The sequence below is a fragment of the Nocardiopsis sp. FIRDI 009 genome, from assembly GCF_003386285.1.
In the GTDB taxonomy this organism is placed as follows: Bacteria; Actinomycetota; Actinomycetes; order Streptosporangiales; family Streptosporangiaceae; genus Nocardiopsis.
Window position 1 is genome coordinate 42,599 of sequence record NZ_QPNC01000020.1, and the last position, 16,121, is coordinate 58,719.

Sequence of the window (16,121 nt, forward strand, 5' to 3'; positions counted from 1 at the left end):
GGGAGTCGGCCAGACGGTCGCGGCCCCGTGCCGACGGCACGGGTTCGAGGAAAGTCCGGACTCCACAGGGCAGGGTGGTCGGTAACACCGACCCGGGGTGACCCGCGGGACAGTGCCACAGAAAACAGACCGCCACCGCTCGCGGTGGTAAGGGTGAAACGGTGGTGTAAGAGACCACCAGCGGCCGGAGTGATCCGGTCGGCTAGGTAAACCCCACCCGGAGCAAGGTCAAAAAGGGGGCCTTCGGGTTCCCGCGCGGATGTTCGAGGGCGGCCCGCCCGAGTCCGCGGGTAGACCGCACCGAGGCCGTCGGCAACGGCGGTCCCAGATGGATGACCGTCCGGTCCCTTCGGACCGACAGAATCCGGCTTATCGGCCGACTCCCTTCCTCACACCCTTCCCCGGCCCCGCCGCCACGGCGCTACAGCCCTCCGGTGATGGCTGAATCCCCGTGTCCGTGGGAGGATTGGCACCGTGCTCCGTACCCGGGTGGCGTCCGGAGCGCGTCCGCCCGTGGGCCGCGAGGTCGGCGGCCCGACGGGCATCGGCGTCCACGGGAATGGGTGACTCTTGTTCGACTCCACCATCTTCTGGGTGATCCTCTTCGGCCTGCCGGGCCTGGCGATCGTCGTGATCATCGCGCTCGCCTCCTACCAGGCCTCGGGCGTTCAGCAGGACGGTCGTGACGACGCACCCGACGACGACTCGTCGATCAGCTGACCCCCGCCCGTGCGCGGCGGTGGGACGGGACCGGCGATGTCCTGGAGACCGCGCACCGGGGTGAACCGCCCCGTCTCGGGATCCAACAGGTGCACCTTGGCCGTCTCTAGGTCGTAGTACATCCCCGTCAGCGTCAGAGCCCCCGACTCCACCCGTTCCCGTACCACCTGGTAGCTCATCAGGTTGCGGAGCTGTTCCTCCACGTTGGCCTGGGCCAGACGGCACAGGGTCCGCGTGGTCGGTGTGCTCTCCGGATCGCTCTGCGGGACGTCGACACGCGCCAGGCTCGGCGCCGCGTTGGCCAGCCAGCGGCACATGTGCGTGGTGCCGGTCTCGTCCGCGTCCGTGTGGGCGCCCTCCAACAGGGCCTTCATCGCCCCGCAGTGGGAGTGTCCGCACACGACGATCGAGGGCACCCCCAGCACCGTGACCGCGTACTCGATCGCGGCCCCCACCGATCCGTCCCCGGGCGTGCCCGACGGCGGCACCAGGTTGCCCACGTTGCGCAGGGTGAACAGGTCACCGGGGCCGCTGGAGGTGATCACGTTGGGCACCACGCGCGAGTCGGCGCACGTGACGAACAGCGCGGTCGGGTACTGGCCGTGCGCGAGCCGGCTCATCACCGACCGCATCCGGTCGGCCGTGCTGGCGTGGTACTCACGGGCGCCAGCGGTCAGCAGCCCCAGCGCGTTCACCTCGTTGTCGGCCTCTCCGCGCATCTCCCAGGGCGCCCACCACCGCCCCGGTCCGGGAAGGGAGGTCTTGGCCGCCGGAGCGGTCCGCGCGGAGCTGCGCGTGTACCACTGCTCGTGGGTCTCGTCGATGTCGACGCTGCCGCCGCCGCGCTCGTGGTCCACGCGCCAGGCGTGGATGGACTCGAAGGCCGCGTGGTCCATGAAGTCGACGTGCAGGTCGAGGTCGACCCGGGCCCCGGACGGGATCGTGCGCAGGACGTGCGCGAGTCGGGGCACGCCCAGGAAGGTGAGCGATCCGTGGACGGAGACGTGTACGCGGTCGCCGCGCTCTTCGGTGCGGACGGTGAACCGGGTGAGCCGCCGCAGTGACACGATCATCGCCAGCGCGAACCCGAGGAACACCCCCTCCAGGAGTCCTAGGAAGACCACACCGAACAGAGTCACCAGGTAGACGCTGGCCTCGTGGTGACGGCGCAGGTCGCGCAGGTGGGCGATGGAGACCATCCGTGCCCCGACGAAGACCAGCAGCGCTGCCAGCGCGGCCATCGGGATGAGCTCGACCACGCGCGCGAACAGGGCGACGAACAGCAGGATCCACACGCCGTGCAGGATCGCCGACAGGGGTGTGCGGCCCCCGGCGCGCACGTTGGTCGTACTGCGCACGATCACCCCGGCCACGGGCAGCCCGCCCAGGGCCCCGCTGACGGTGTTGGCCGCGCCCTGGCCGAACAGTTCGCGGTTGAGCCGCACGCGGCGTCCGCCGTGCTCGCGGTCCACGGCGATCGCCGACAGCAGCGACTCCACGCTCGCGACCATCGCCACCGCGGCCACGGCCATGGCCACGCCGTGCCACTGACCGGCCTCGGGCAGGGCGGGGCCGGACCAGGCGTCGACGAGGGAGTCGGGCAGGGAGACGGTCTGCACCTCCCACCGTCCCAGGGTGGCGATGGCGGTCGCCGTGCCCACCGCGACCAGGGAGGCGGGAACGACCGAGGGGCGGATCCGGCCGATCGGCGGCAGCTTGCCCCAGCCGAACATGATGGCGATGGTGATGACCCCGACCGCGACGGCGGCCGTGTGGTTGTGCGCGACCTGGTGCGGCAGGTCGGCGATGTTCCTGAGCGCCGAACTCTGCGGCGCCCCGCCCAGCACCACGTGCAGTTGGGCGAGGGCGATGGTGGCGCCGACCCCGGCCAGCATGCCGTGGATGACGGCGGGGGAGACGGCCAACGCCGCGCGGGCGATGCGGACGGCGCCGAGGGCGATCTGGAGCAGTCCGGCGAGGATGGTGATGAGGCAGGTGACCCGCCAGCCGTAGGTGGTGATCAGCTCGGCGACGATGATCGTCTGTGCCGCGGTGGGCCCGCTGACCTGCACCATGGATCCGCCGAGCAGCCCGGCCACGATACCGCCGACGATGGCCGCTGTCAGGCCGGCCATGAGGGGAGCGCCCGCGGCGACGGCGATGCCCAGGGACAGCGGGACGGCGACCAGGAAGACGACGAGGGAGGCCCCGACGTCGGTCATGACGGTTCTCCGGTCGGGGAGACGCCGGGAGGAGGCCGGGTGCGGCGGTGTGGTCGGTGGCCCCTGGGCATCGGTGCGCATGGTTGCTCCGTTCGGGTCGGACCAGGCGGTCGGGTGGCGGTGCACACGGACGTCGGTGTCCGGACGGGGGATGCGCGTGGGAACGCGGAACGGCACTTCGGACGCGAAGAGTCCGTAGCTAGTTACCAACTGTAGTCAATGGAGGGCATGCGATGTGACGGACTGTCGTGGTTCTGGCAACCGTTTTCTTGGTTTCACACCGCGTTCCGACTCCGGGAACGAAGAACCGCCGAGGCGAAGGGGGTCCGTCGTCGCCTCGGCGGTGTGAAGTGACCGGGTGCGCGGACCGGAAGGTCCCGATATGTCGTCACGCCGCGTCACGGTGGGCGTCGGCCCGTCGTGCCCTCCGGCTCAGAGGAAGCGACCGTCCTCGTACCCGCCTTCGTAGTACTCCCGGCCGTACGGGTCGCGCGCCCCCTGCGGGTCGAGCGCGTCGGGAGAACCGGGAGGGGGCCCGTAGGGCGTCCCGGGGGGAGCGCCGTAGGGGTGGCCGGGCGTCGGCGGGGCCCCGTTCCGCCCGTCCTCCCACCCCTGCCAGCCGCCGGTGGCCGGGTGGCCGCCGCCGTGCCCGGGCTGCTGGGGGTGGCCTCCGTCCAGCGCGTCGGGGTGGAGGGCGTCGGAGGCGGGGTGGCCGCCGTAGGACTCGGGGAACCGGGGTGGCTGGACGGCGTGGTCGGGACGGCCCGGTACCGGATGGTCCCCGGGGGGCGGCCCCACCGGATAGCCGCCGCTGGGGAAGCCCTGCGGCGTTCCCGGGAAGGCGCCGCCCGGGGTGGGCGGATCGACGGGGAACCGCGGGTTCCCGCCCGTGTCGAACGGCGACGGGCCGGGCGAGGGGGGAGCGGCGTGGCCGCCGCCGAAACCGCCGGACGCGTAGCCGGACCCGGGGTCGGCGGGCGCGCCCGGCCCGCTGAGGCCCTCGTCGGTTCCGCTCCACAAGGCGTCGCCCGGGTACGGGCCGCGTGTGTGGGTTCCGGTGTCGTACTCCGGGCGCGGGGGAGTGCCGTGGTTCCCGTGCGTGTGGGTTCCGGTGTCGTATTCGGGTTGGTAGGGCGCGGGGGTGGCGTGGGTTCCGGTGTCGTACTCCGGGCGCGGGGGAGTGCCGTGGTTCCCGTGCGTGTGGGTTCCGGCGTCGTAGCCGCCGAAGCCCCCGGAACCGTCCTGGCCGTAACCGAGCGGGGGCCGCGCCGTCGGACGCCGGTGGGCTCCCGTGTCCATGCTCGACCATATGGGGGAGCCCGCGTCCTCCCCGGAGGACGAGGGGCGGAAACCGGGGTCGAGGGGGTCGGCGGACCCGGCCCGCTCCGACCGGGGGGCACTGAGGGGATCGCCGGACCCGGGACCGCCCGAGCCGTACCCCGACGGTCCCGACAGCGGGTCGCCCTGGACCGGGGAACCGCCGGACGCTCCACCGGAGGCGGAGGGGGCCGCGAAGGAGGAGCCCGAGGAGGAACCGGTGTACGAGGAGCCCGGAGCGCCGTGGGACGGGGTTCCCGGAGCGGCGCCGCCGGAGTAGGGGGAACCGAGCGGGTCCTCAGCCCCGCGACCGGCGAACGGGCTCGGGGAGTCCGAACCCGTGCCGTCGAGCGGACCGCGGTCGGCGGTTCCGCTCCACGGTTCCGGGGACGCGGAGGAGGGGACACCACGGCCGGGCGTCCAAGGCCCGGTACCGAGCGGGTCGTCGTCACGCGGAGCCTCGGCCCCCGCCGCCTCGGCCCGGGGGCGAGGCCCGCCCTCCCGGGGCTCGGCCGGGGCGGGTCCGGAACTCTGCCCGAGGCTGGCCAGGATCGCCAGGTCGTCGGACGGACCCGGGTTCACCTCCGACGGCTGCTGAGCGGTGACCCCGCCGCTCCCCTCGGCGCCGCGCGCCGGTTCCGGAGCGGGGTCGCGCTCGTCCTCGTACCCCTCGTCGTAGTCGTCGTACCCGTCCTCGTAATCGTCGTCGTAGTCGTCGTCCTCGTAGTCATCGACGTCGTCGTAGGCGTCCGCCGCGCGGGGATCCGCCCCCTCGTCGGCAGGGCGCTCGTCCCCGTCGTCACCGTCCAGACTCGACCAGAATCCGTTGTCGGCCAGGTCGGAGTCGTCATCCCAGGCCGCGCCGCGCCGCCGTCCCCTCCGCGGACGACCTCCGGCCCCACCGTCCTCGTCGGCCCGTGCGCGCCGGGATCGACGGGACGCCTCACCGCCGCGTCCGCGCCCGCGCTCCCCGGCGTCCTCGCGGTCCTCGTACTCGTGGTCGTCGCCGTGATCGTCCTCGGGCGAGCCCGTGCTCAACGCGCGCATGCCCAACAACAGGAGCACCAGCACGGCCAGCACGACGATGATGGCGATGATGATGATGACGGTGACGGTCATGGTGTACGCACTACCTTGGAGAGGTCGGTCGCACCCGGGGAACACCGCGACCCGGCCTGGTCAGAGCCGGTCGGGGGGAGACGGCGGCTGCCCGGGGCCGCGTTCGTCCGGGCTGCCGGACCCGCGCGCCTGACGCGACACGGGCGGTCCGGTGCGGTCCAGGGTCGGGATACCGGGCGACGGGCGGACGGATAACGGTCATCTGAAACGGGGTGAGGGGCACGGCCCCACTGTATGCCTTGTCGTGCTCCGTGTGCAGTGGGCCGCGCGAGCTTCCTCGTGTCGAACCCGGTGCGCGGGGGTCGACGGGGGTGGAACCGCGTGGGACGCATCGTCCGACCGACGATCCGGTCACTCGCTGGTGACCACCAGCGACCCCCGAGCGACCGCCTGGTCGGCGATCGCCTCCAACGCCCGGCCCAGTTCGGCGCCGTCGGGCAGGTCCAGGGGGGCGTCCAGCGCGTAGACGGTGAACCGGTACTCGTGGACGTCACCGTCGGTGGGGCACGGGGCCCCGTAGCGGGCTTCCCCGGCACTGTTCAGAGCCTGCTTGGCGTCGGCCGGGACGGTGTTCTGGCGCAGTTCCACCAGCTGCGGGTCCAGGTCGAAGACCACCCAGAACACCTCGGCCGCCTGGGGGTCGTCCACGACCAGCGCGATCGAACCCACCCCGTCCGGCAGGCCGGACCAGCGCACCGGCGGGGACACGGCCTCCCCGTCCTCCGACTCCCCGCCGCACGCGTAGGCGTCCGGCAGCGGCTCCCCCTGCTGCATCAACGCGCTCGTCACGCTGATGTCGGTGGGCATGTCGCCGTTCTGCCCGGGTGAGAGCACGCCGCACCCGGTGGCCAGGGCCAGGGCGACACCCGCTCCGACCACACCCGCGCCCCGGAGTACAGACCTACGGGGCGCGCTGCGCGCACGGGTGATCCAAGAGGAAGGGAGGGCCGGGAACAATGGGACTCCTGCTGGGCTTGCGTGCCGGTGGGGCACAACTCGACGTACTGAGCGAACCCTACTGCGGTCCGCGGCCCGATCCGTCGCCGATCCTCGACCGTGTCCTCCCGACCTTCCGTCCGGACGGGTGATCCCGGGCACCGGGTGACCGGATGGGTGATCATGGACCCGTGCGGTTCTCCATCCTCGGTCCCCTCCTGGTGCACGACGCGTCCGGACGGCCCATCACCATCGGCGGCGCGCGCCTGCGCACCCTGCTGATACTGCTCCTGCTCCGACCCGGCCAACGGGTCCCCACCGAACAGCTCACCGACGCCATCTGGACCGAGGGGCCGCCGGTCTCGGCGGGCAACGCGCTCCAGGCCCTGGTCTCGCGGCTGCGGCGGGCGCTGGGACCGGAGACGGAGATCCACGGCGACGCCTCCGGCTACCGGTTGGACATCGATCCCCGGCAGGTGGACCTGGCCGAGTTCGACACACTGGCCAAGCGCGGCCGGGCCCAGTTCGTGTCGGGTGAGTACGCCGCCGCGGTCACCACGCTCGGCGACGCCCTGGCCCTGTGGCGCGGCCCGGCTCTCCCCGAGCTCACCTCACGGGGAGTGGCGGAGGACACGGCGCTCCGACTGGCGCAGACACACGACGCGCTCGTCGAGGACCACCTGGCCGCCCTGCTCGAACTGGGACGGGCCGACGACGCCCTGCCCGAGGCCGAGGCCCTGGTCCTTCGCGAACCGCACCGCGAACGCCCCGCCGAACTCCTCATGCGCGCCCTGGCCGGGACCGGCCGCACCGCCGATGCGCTGGACGTCTACGACGCGTTCCGCGACCGGCTCGCCGAGGAACTGGGTCTGGACCCCTCACCCCGGCTGGCCGACGTCCACCTGCGCGTGCTGCGCGGGGAGTTCACCGTCGACGCCGCGCGCGGCGTCGCACGGCCCGCCGCGACGCAGACCCCCCAGGTGCGGCTGCCCGCCACCCTGACCAGCTTCGTGCCGCGCGAGGCGGAGGTGGACGCCGCCGTCGCGCAGCTGACCCAGGCCCGGCTGGTGACCCTGCTCGGCCCGGGCGGGGCGGGTAAGACCCGACTGGCCATCGAGACCGCCGCCGTGCTGACCGACCGGGCCCCCGAGCTGCTCTCCCGCGGAGGCTGGTTCGTCGAACTCGCCCCGGTCGACTCCGGCGACGACATCGTCGACACGATCGCCGCCGCCATGGACCTGCGTGACCACGCGATCGTCCAGGCCCGCTCCAGCGCGCCCGCGACCCCGTCCGAGGACCGTGTCGTGGCCTACCTCGGCGACCAGCCCGCGTTCGTCGTGCTCGACAACTGCGAACACCTCGTCGAGGACGTCGCGCGGGCGGTGGGGGCGCTCCTCGCCCGCTGTCCGGGGCTGCGGCTGCTCACCACCTCCCGCGAACCCCTCGGCGTGCAGGGCGAACGGCTCGTCCCTGTCCCTCCGCTGGCCCTGCCGCCCGAGGACGCCACCGCCGAACGGGCCGTCGGGTTCCCCTCCGTCACCCTGTTCACCGAACGCGCCCGCGCCGTGCGCCCCGACTTCGCTGTCACCGCGGACAACGTCGAACACGTCGTGCGCATCACCCGGGCTCTGGACGGCATCCCCCTGGCCCTGGAGTTGGCCGCGGCGCGCCTGCGGTCGATGTCCCCCGCCCAGCTGGTCCGCCGTCTCTCCGACCGCTTCCGCATCCTGACCGGGGGCAGCCGCCTGGCCCGACCGCGCCACCGCACCCTGCGCGCCGTCGTCGACTGGAGCTGGGACCTGCTCGACGAGCCCGAGCGCCGCGTCCTGCGCCGCCTGTCGATCTTCGCGGGCGGAGCCACCCTGGAGGCCGTCGAACGGGTCTGCGCGGACCCGGGCGAGGAGGGCGCGGTCGGGGGCCGCGACGTGTGGGGCGTGCTCTTCGCGCTGGTCGACAAGTCCCTGGTGATCGCGGAGAACCCCGACCGGGAGGACGCCCCGCCCCGCTACCGTCAGCTGGAGACCGTCCGCGCCTACACCGCCGAACGGCTCGCCCAGAGCGGCGAGGAGGCCGAGGTCCGCGACCTCCACGCCCGCTACGTGCGTGACCTGTGGCGCGAGGCCGATCCGCTGCTGCGCGGGCCCCGCCAGACCGAGTGGATCGTCCGGCTCCAGGCCGAGGCGGACAACTGCGGCCCCGCGGTGCGCTGGGCGGTGCGCCGAGGCGACGTCGACCTGGCCCTGGACCTGGTGGAGTACACCCAGTGGTACTGGATCCTGGAGGGCGGTTGGCACCAGTTCTGCCGCTGGTGCCAGGAGGTGCTCGCTATGGTCGGCGACCACGCGCCCGAGGGGCGGGCCGTGGCCTACGCCAGCTGCCTCTTCCACAGCGCGTCCGAGAGGGGGAGCTCCCACGAGCTGATCCTGTCCAACGTCCGCGCCGTGCGGAAGCTGCTGGCGGAGGCGCGTGAACAGCCCGAGCGCCACCCCACGCTGATGTACGGGCTCGTGTACGAGGCGTTGAACGAGGGCCCCGACGGGCCGGCGCGCGAGCGCGTCGAGCGCGCCGCCGACCAGGAGGACCCGTGGATGCGTGCGATGGTCCTGCTGATGACGGCGCTGCTCGACGGAGTCTTCGGGGACGCCAAACGGTCCGTGGAACGCGCGCTGGAGGCGCGTGAGGGCTTCCGCGCGGTCGGCGACAGCTGGGGTGAACTCCAGGCCCTGATCCAGCTGTCGGACGTGCGGCGGTTCGACGATCCGGAGCGGTGCCGCGTCCTGCTCGGAGACGGGATCGGTCTGGCGGGGCGGGCCGGACTGACCTCGATCGCGATGGTGTTCCGGGTCAAGCGCGCACGGATCCTCATCGACCTCGGCGAACTGGAGGCGGCCCGGCGCGATCTGGAGTCCGTGGCCGAGCACGGCCCCCCGCGCGAGGACGACCACGTGGTGATCGTGCGGTTGGCCGAGGCGGAGCTCCTGCGGGAGGCGGGTGAGCTGGAGCGTGCCAGGGCCGTGGTGGACGACCTGGAGCCGATCGTGACCCGGCTCGGCGGTTTCGCCTCGGTCTACGTCGAGCCGTACTGGCTGCTCGTGTCCGCCACCACCGCGTGGCGCGCGGGCGAGACCGCCCGCGCGTGGCGGGAGGCGGGGCGGGCCTGGTGGCGGGCCTCGCGCGGGCTCGATCCGGTCTGCGCGGACGTGCTGGATGTCCTCGGAGCCTTCCTGTCCGGGACCGACCCGGAGCGAGCGGCCACGATGCTCGGCTACGCGCAGGCGTTGCGGGGGGTCCCGGACATGGCGGGCCCGCTGGTGCGCCGGGCGAGGGGGGAGCTCATGGAGGGGCTGGGCGAGGCGGAGTTCACCCGTCTGGTCGCTCTGGCGGGGCGGGAACGCGCGGTGGACGTCCGCGCCCGGGTGGGCGAGTGGCTGGCTCCGCTCGTGCCCGACGACGTCGAGGACACCGGACGGACGGTGTGACCGCCCGGGTCGGCGTCAGCCGTCCGACGTGGTCGGGGGCGGTGCCGCCTGAGGGGCGGCACCGCCGTCGCTCGCGTCGCTCAGGTGCGGCGCCGGTAGGCCCACACGGCCAGCGGACCGAAGATCGCGATGAAGATCGCGGTCCACACCAGGGTCCAGGCCACCGGGGCGGCGACGTCGCCACCGATCATCAGGCCGCGCATGGCGTTCACCACGTGCGTGATCGGGTTGTTCTCCGCGACGGCCCGCATCCAGCTGGGCATGGCCTCCGGGGCGACGAAGGCCGAGCTGCCGAAGGTCAGCGGGAACATGAGGATCATCCCGAAGCTCTGCACGGCCATCGGGGTGCGCACCATCATGCCGACGAACGCCGACATCCAGCACAGCGCGAAGGCGAACAGCAGGATGAGCGCGGCGGCGGCGACCACGCCGACGACGCCGCCCTCGGGTCGGAACCCGATGGCCAGACCGACCAGCAGCACCATCACCACGGTGACCGAGTACCGGACCAGGTCGCCCAGGATGGCGCCGATCAGCGGCGCGGACCGCGCGATGGGCAGGGACCGGAACCGGTCGAAGATGCCCTTCTCCACGTCCTGGCACAGGGTGAACCCGGTGCCGAGCGTGGCGAAGACCACCGACTGGGCGATGATGCCGGGCATGAGGAAGTCCCGGTACTCCTGCCAGTCGCCCATGATCGCCTGACCGAAGACGAAGACGAACAGCGTCACGAACATGATCGGCATGAACGTGAGCCCGAGGACCTCCTCGGGGTTCGCCTTGATCTTCAGTACGCTGCGCCAGGCCAACTGGAGGCCGTTGCTCACCGTGGTCAGCGGGTCGATCCCGCGTGGCGCCTCGGGCGCGGCCGCGTCCCCGCGCACCCCCTCGGAGGACTTGAGTGTGGTCGCGTCGCTCATGCCGGGGTCCCTTCCGCCACGGTCTCGCCCGTGGACTCGTCTTCGGCGGTGTGGCCGGTCAGCGCGAGGAAGACCTCGTCCAGACTCGGCTTGCGCAGTGACAGTTCGGCGAGGGCCACCCCCTGCTCGTCGAGGCGGCGGACCACCTCGGGCAGGACGGCCGCGTCCGTGACCGGGACGCTCGCGCCCAGTCCGTCGGCGGTCACGGGGCTGCTGGTGACCGCCTCGACGATCCGCACGGCCAGGTCGAGCTGTCCGGGGTCGATCGTGCGCAGCTCCAGGACCTGCTTGCCCGCGTGGTTCTTGAGCTCCTCCGGCGTGCCCCGGCTGATCACCCTGCCGTGGTCCAGCACGACGATGTCGTCGGCGAGCTGGTCGGCCTCCTCCAGGTACTGGGTGGTGAGCAGCACCGTGACCCCGTCGTCCACCAGTCCGCGCACCACGTCCCACAGGCCGTTGCGGCTGTGCGGGTCCAGGCCGGTGGTCGGCTCGTCCAGGTACAGCAGCGAGGGGCGGCCGACGAGGCTCGCGGCCAGGTCCAGCCGTCGGCGCATGCCGCCGGAGTAGGTCTTGGCGGGACGTCCGGCGGCGTCGGTGAGCTCGAAGCGCTCCAGCAGCTCGGTCGAACGCGCCCGCGCGGCGGAGCGGCCGAACCCCAGCAGGCGCGCGATGAGCATCAGGTTCTCGGTGCCGGTCAGCTCGGCGTCCACCGCCGCGTACTGCCCGGTCAGACCGATCAGGCGGCGCACGTCGTGCGGCCGCCTGACCACGTCGAACCCCCCGACCTCGGCGCGGCCCCCGTCGGGGCGCAGCAGGGTCGACAGGATGCGCACGGTGGTGGTCTTGCCGGACCCGTTGGGTCCCAGGACGCCCAGCACGGCCCCCGTCCTCGCCGTCAGGTCCACCCCGTCCAGGGCACGCTTGCCCTTGAACTGCTTGACCAGACCCTCCGCGCGGATGGCGTCAGTCATCATGCCTCCGTTTCTACCGTTCGGTCCCAAGTGTGCCGATCCGGTCTGACAGAACGCTGACGCGCAGTCCGGAGGCCCGGACACGCAACGGCCGCGGCGGGGAGCCTCCCCGCCGCGGCCGTGGTGAGCGGATCGCGGTGGCGTGCGTGGGCGCGTCACCGCGATCCGGTCAGTCGCCCTTCTTGGAGCCGAACATGATCTCGTCCCATGACGGAACGGAGGCGCGGCGGCCGCGCCCCTTGCGTTTGGGCGCGGCGTGGTCGGCCGCACCGCCTCCCGCGGCCCCGGCCGCCCCGGCCGCCGCAGGCGGCTCGGGCGCGGCGCGCCGCGCGGGCCCGGAGTCGGCGGACAGGTCGATGGTGGCCCGGCGCCGCCGCGCGGGGCGGGGCTGGGCGGGCGGTTCGGCCGCCGGGGGCGGGCTGTCGGGTTCGGCGGCGGGAACGGGGCCGGAGGTGTTCGCCGGAGGCGCCCCGCCGGTGAGGTGGTCGGGAGCGAGCCGGTTGATCGCCCGCTCCGGTGCGCGGTGGTTCGCGGCCGGGTCGGCCCGTGGGGCCTCCCGGGGCGGAAGCGGGTTCCGCGGTCGCTGGTGGCGCTCGTCGTGGGCGGGCGTCTCGAAGGGGTCGGGGTGGGGGCGGGTCGCCGGGCGCAGCGGTTCGTCCTGGGGCGTGTCCCGTGCGGGGGACAGTCGCCGGGTGGTCGGCGCGGGGCCGGTCCGGAGTTCGGCGGGCGGCTCGGGTTCCGTCCGCGGCCGCTCCACCGCCCCTTCGGGGCGTCGGGGGGAGAACGGCGTGACCGTGGTGTCCGGCGGGGCCAGCGGGACGGAGGAGGGGGACTCGGAGAACCGGGCCGCCTCCTCGTCCGCGGGGGTGACGCTGTTGTGTCTGGGCTCGTACAGCCAGTGGGCGACGCGTTCGTCGCCCCCGTGGAGGAAGACGAGCTTGATCTGCCAGGTCCGGTCCTCGCGCCTCCAGGAGTCCCACGAGGCGTCGCCGGTCTCCAGCTGGTGGGCGCCGATCCGCTTGGTGACCACCTCCTCCAGGGAGGGGCCGGGGGCGGCGTCGCCCGAGGTGCGCACGGTCGCGCGCTGGGCCTGTTGGGCGATGTACTCGCGCTCCTGGAGCACGGGGCCCTCGAACCAGCGCACCCGTTCGATGGGGATCCCGGAGATCTCGGAGATGGCCTCCGCGGTCTCGCCGGACCGGATGCGGGCCTGGATTTCCTTGGGGCGCAACGGATTCTCCACTTCGATCTCGTACTGGCCGAGCCGGGAGAACTGGCCGCGTACGGCGGCGCGGAGGCGGTCGTCGACGGGCAGCATGAAACGGGTTCCACGGCCTGTGCTGGCGAGCACCAGGTAGGTGCCGTCCTCGCTCACGGCCACGAGGCGAAGCTCGTGCATCGCCCTCCCTTTCGCGTCCCGTCGAGGGCAGGTTCGGCGGCCAACCCCCGCGTTCTCCAAGTCTGGTCGGCCGACAACGGTTCGGCCAGTACCGCGCCTGGCATGTCCGAACTGTGTGCCCGCCTCCCGTCCGCGGTCTCACCACGGTTGGGAGCCGCCCCGGGGAGGCCCGGGGCCCTCACGGTCGTCTCCGGTGCCAATCCTGACACGCGGACCCTGCTCTGACCGGGAGCGGTCGCTCGCGGAATGTCTTCCATCCCGCGCCAAGGCTCCGCCGCGATGGTATCCCGCGGGGACCGAATCACCCCAGGGCTGTGGAAAACTCCGATCTCGGACTCGGGTCACGCACATGTGTCATCGGTGCGCAACTCGACACGCCGATGTCTACTGGTAAGTGACCCTTCTTGATTCTTGGCGTTATCAGGCACTCGGCGCGCTTAGCCTGAGTTCTTCACTTATGGGCGGTTTGTGGCGGATTGCAAGGTTTGGTCCGCTGTCCGCCCCGCGATCACCATCGAGTTCCCGCCGCGCCCCCGCGCGGCCAGAGAAGGGGGGATGACCGGATGGGTCGGACCGAACACCACGAGTCGCACGACGAGGGGGAGGAGGGCGGCGTTCCGCGGGTGTCGGAGAAGGGAACGGCGAGGAAGCGGATCGACCTGAGCGTGTCCCAGGTCGCCGGGGCCGGTGCCGCGACCCTCACCGCGGCCACCGCGGCCTCCTACCTGAACGTGTACGGCACCGTCATCGGCGCCGCGGTCATCGCCGTCCTGAGCACGGTCGCCAGCCCCCTGCTCCAGCACTGGTTCTCCCGGAGCGGCGAACAGGCCAGGCAGCTGGCGGAGAAGGCGGTCTCCGCCACGGCGAAGGGCACCCCAGCCGACGGCCGGTCCGGCCCCGACGCCACCCGCACGACGGCGCTGCCCCGCCTCATGGCGGAGGACGGCGGACCGCACACGGGTGATCTCGGCGCGACCCGCGCGATGGCGGCGCCCCCGTCGGCCGAGGAGGGGGAGGACGCGGCCGGGAACCGCCCGGCACGGCTCGGCTGGCGTGCCGTCCTCATCCCGGCCATCGTGGTGTTCACCCTGGTCATGCTGGTGATCCTGGCGTTCGAACTGCTCACCGGGCGGTCCATGACCGCGTGGATGCACGGCTACGACGAACCCACCGCCCCCTCGATCCTCGGCGGCGGGACGACCTCGGCCCCGCCCGCGCAGGAGGAGGAGCCCGAGACCCCCGAGACCCCCGAGACCCCCGAGACCTCCGTGGACGTGCCCGAGGGCACCGGCGGGAGCACGGAGGGGAGCACCGGCGCCCCGGAGGAGACCGGGACCACGGAGGGGACCGACGGGACCGGGGAGACCGGGGACGGTCAGACCCCCGTCACCCCCACGCCCGATCCCGGTGACACCGGAGACGGAGGCGCCGGCGAGGGAGGGGAGACCACCGAACCCACCCCGCCCGCGGAGGGCGACGGCGGTGGCGCCCCGGAGGGGACCGCCCCGGACGGGGAGGCGCCCACCGCCGACGACTCCCTGAGCGCGGACACCCGGAACGGAACCTGACCCGGCCCCTCCCCGCCTGTTCTCGGAGCAGCCGCCTCAGGGGGGCGTCGTTCCGGCGCCCGAACCCGGTCCGGAGCGCGGCGCAGGACCCGAGAGGCGCCACCTAGCCGAAGACCCGGTCCAGGTAGGCGTTGCCGAACCGTCGGTGCGGGTCCACCCGGTCGCGCACGGCCAGCGCCTCGCCCAGCCTCGGGTACACCTTCTCCAGGTAGGCGCGGTCACGGGTGTGCATCTTGCCCCAGTGCGGACGGCCGCCCACGGACGTGAACACCGCCTCCAGATCGGCGAAGTAGGACTCGTACGGCATCCCCTGGTACATGTGCACCGCCACGTAGGCCGTCTCCCGTTCGTGGGCGGTGGAGAGCCACACGTCGTCGGCCGGGGCGAACCGCACCTCCACGGGGAAGCTCACCCGGTGGTCGCCCCGGTCGACGATCGACCGCGCCTCACGCAGCACGTCCACCACGTGTTCGGCCGGGATCGCGTACTCCATCTCCACGAAGCGCACGTCGCGCACCGACGCGAACACCTTGTACGAGGCGTCCGTGTAGGCACGCGCGGACAGGGCGCGCGAGCTGATCCGGTTCACCCCGGGCACCAGGGCGGGGAAGCGTCTGCACAGCCGGTTGACCCGGTCGAAGACCGTGTTGGACAGGAAGTCGTCGTCCAGCCAGGCCTTGAAGTCCGACAGCGGCCGAGCGGGACCCTCGGTGATGTTGTTGCGCTTGGTGTTGGTGTTGTTCGTGTGCGGGAACCAGAAGAACTCGAAGTGGTCGTTGTCCGCGCGCAGCTGCGGCAACCGCTCCAGGACCTCGTCCAGCGGCATCGGTTCCTCCCGGGCGTGCAGCAGGAACGCGGGGCGCACCGCCAGGGTCAGCGCGGTGACCACACCGAACGCGCCCAGCCCCACCCGAGCCGCGTGGAACAGCTCGGGCTCCCGGTCGGCCGAACACTCCACGACCGACCCGTCGGCCAGGACCATCTCCAACCCGACCACCTGGCTGGCCAGGCCGCCCGCGTCGCGTCCGGTCCCGTGCGTGCCGGTCTGCACGGCGCCCGCCACGGTCTGCACGGCGATGTCGCCCATGTTGGCCAGGGCCACCCCGTGCTCCGCCAGGGCGTCGTTCAGGTCGCACAGGGGCAGCCCCGCCTCGACCGTGACCGTTCCCGCGGCCGGGTCGACCGAGCGCACCGCGGTCAGTGAGGTGGGGGAGAGGAGGAGTCCGTCGGTGACGGCCACGTCGGTGAAGGAGTGACCGGACCCGACCATCCGGACCGGCAGGCCCTCCGCGGCGGCGGAGGACACGGCCGCGGCGACCTCCTCGGTACTGTTCGGGGCCGCCGTCCGCCGGGGGCGGGCCTGATGGGTGCCCGCCCATGTGGTCCACAACACGTCAGTCATGCGACGTGACATTACCCACCAGTCACTTGTGTGGCCAGAGGGGGCCCGGCGTGAAGCGGGCCGAAGAA

General features: G+C 72.9%; 10 protein-coding genes and 1 other RNA gene. 4 read left to right on the forward strand and 7 right to left on the reverse strand.

Annotation, left to right across the window (positions count from 1 at the left end; translation table 11 throughout):
- Position 1 precedes the first annotated feature (1 nt).
- Both rnpB and DVR05_RS27090 read left to right on the forward strand, forming a co-directional pair.
- Positions 2–388: RNase P RNA component class A (rnpB, locus tag DVR05_RS18265), an RNA gene on the forward strand.
- Between the two features lie 182 nt (positions 389–570).
- The gene (locus tag DVR05_RS27090; protein ID WP_198659238.1) at positions 571–720 is read left to right on the forward strand and encodes a hypothetical protein; all 150 of its coding nucleotides are present in this window, start codon (positions 571–573) and stop codon (positions 718–720) included.
- Here the strand turns inward: DVR05_RS27090 and DVR05_RS18270 are convergent.
- The 3 genes from DVR05_RS18270 to DVR05_RS18285 all read right to left on the reverse strand — a co-directional run bounded on the left by DVR05_RS18270 (position 669) and on the right by DVR05_RS18285 (position 6,335).
- Entirely contained in the window at positions 669–3,023 is a 2,355-nt protein-coding gene (locus DVR05_RS18270; RefSeq protein ID WP_116247192.1) for a bifunctional SulP family inorganic anion transporter/carbonic anhydrase, read from the reverse strand. The genes DVR05_RS27090 and DVR05_RS18270 overlap by 52 nt on opposite strands.
- A 351-nt stretch (positions 3,024–3,374) precedes the next feature.
- Complete coding sequence (locus DVR05_RS18275; protein ID WP_157982475.1) at positions 3,375–5,378, reverse strand: hypothetical protein; 2,004 nt, start codon at positions 5,376–5,378, stop codon at positions 3,375–3,377.
- Between the two features lie 351 nt (positions 5,379–5,729).
- The gene (locus tag DVR05_RS18285) at positions 5,730–6,335 is read right to left on the reverse strand and encodes a YbhB/YbcL family Raf kinase inhibitor-like protein (RefSeq protein ID WP_116247128.1); all 606 of its coding nucleotides are present in this window, start codon (positions 6,333–6,335) and stop codon (positions 5,730–5,732) included.
- Positions 6,336–6,505: 170 nt separating this feature from the next.
- Between DVR05_RS18285 and DVR05_RS18290 the strand changes: the two genes are divergently transcribed.
- Positions 6,506–9,793 carry a BTAD domain-containing putative transcriptional regulator gene (locus DVR05_RS18290; RefSeq protein WP_116247129.1) on the forward strand — a complete coding sequence of 1,096 codons (3,288 nt, stop codon included), beginning with the start codon at positions 6,506–6,508 and terminating at the stop codon, positions 9,791–9,793.
- 80 nt (positions 9,794–9,873) lie between these two features.
- Here DVR05_RS18290 and DVR05_RS18295 read toward each other — a convergent pair whose 3' ends face one another.
- The 3 genes from DVR05_RS18295 to sepH form a co-directional block, all read right to left on the reverse strand.
- On the reverse strand, positions 9,874–10,713 hold the full coding sequence (locus DVR05_RS18295; protein ID WP_116247130.1) for an ABC transporter permease: 840 nt from the start codon (positions 10,711–10,713) through the stop codon (positions 9,874–9,876).
- Positions 10,710–11,684, reverse strand: coding sequence for an ATP-binding cassette domain-containing protein (locus DVR05_RS18300; RefSeq protein ID WP_116247131.1), 975 nt, complete (start codon positions 11,682–11,684; stop codon positions 10,710–10,712). Before DVR05_RS18300 ends, DVR05_RS18295 begins: the two co-directional genes overlap by 4 nt.
- Positions 11,685–11,853: 169 nt before the next feature.
- Positions 11,854–13,083, reverse strand: coding sequence for a septation protein SepH (gene sepH / locus DVR05_RS18305; RefSeq protein WP_116247132.1), 1,230 nt, complete (start codon positions 13,081–13,083; stop codon positions 11,854–11,856).
- Between the two features lie 563 nt (positions 13,084–13,646).
- On the opposite strand from sepH, the gene DVR05_RS26665 reads away from it, so the two are divergent.
- Positions 13,647–14,651 carry a hypothetical protein gene (locus DVR05_RS26665; protein ID WP_157982476.1) on the forward strand — a complete coding sequence of 335 codons (1,005 nt, stop codon included), beginning with the start codon at positions 13,647–13,649 and terminating at the stop codon, positions 14,649–14,651.
- A gap of 103 nt (positions 14,652–14,754) precedes the next feature.
- Here DVR05_RS26665 and DVR05_RS18315 read toward each other — a convergent pair whose 3' ends face one another.
- A complete protein-coding gene (locus DVR05_RS18315; RefSeq protein ID WP_116247133.1) occupies positions 14,755–16,053 on the reverse strand; it encodes a D-arabinono-1,4-lactone oxidase in 1,299 nt (432 codons plus the stop codon).
- Positions 16,054–16,121: the final 68 nt, after the last annotated feature.

Bases quoted from the DNA above. Each gene is read 5' to 3' on its own strand.
- DVR05_RS18270 (WP_116247192.1), bottom strand. From the start codon at position 3,023: ATGCGCACCGATGCCCAGGGGCCACCGACCACACCGCCGCACCCGGCC.
- DVR05_RS18275 (WP_157982475.1), bottom strand. From the start codon at position 5,378: ATGACCGTCACCGTCATCATCATCATCGCCATCATCGTCGTGCTGGCC.
- DVR05_RS18295 (WP_116247130.1), bottom strand. From the start codon at position 10,713: ATGAGCGACGCGACCACACTCAAGTCCTCCGAGGGGGTGCGCGGGGAC.
- DVR05_RS18300 (WP_116247131.1), bottom strand. From the start codon at position 11,684: ATGACTGACGCCATCCGCGCGGAGGGTCTGGTCAAGCAGTTCAAGGGC.
- sepH (WP_116247132.1), bottom strand. From the start codon at position 13,083: ATGCACGAGCTTCGCCTCGTGGCCGTGAGCGAGGACGGCACCTACCTG.
- DVR05_RS26665 (WP_157982476.1), top strand. From the start codon at position 13,647: ATGGGTCGGACCGAACACCACGAGTCGCACGACGAGGGGGAGGAGGGC.
- DVR05_RS18315 (WP_116247133.1), bottom strand. From the start codon at position 16,053: ATGACTGACGTGTTGTGGACCACATGGGCGGGCACCCATCAGGCCCGC.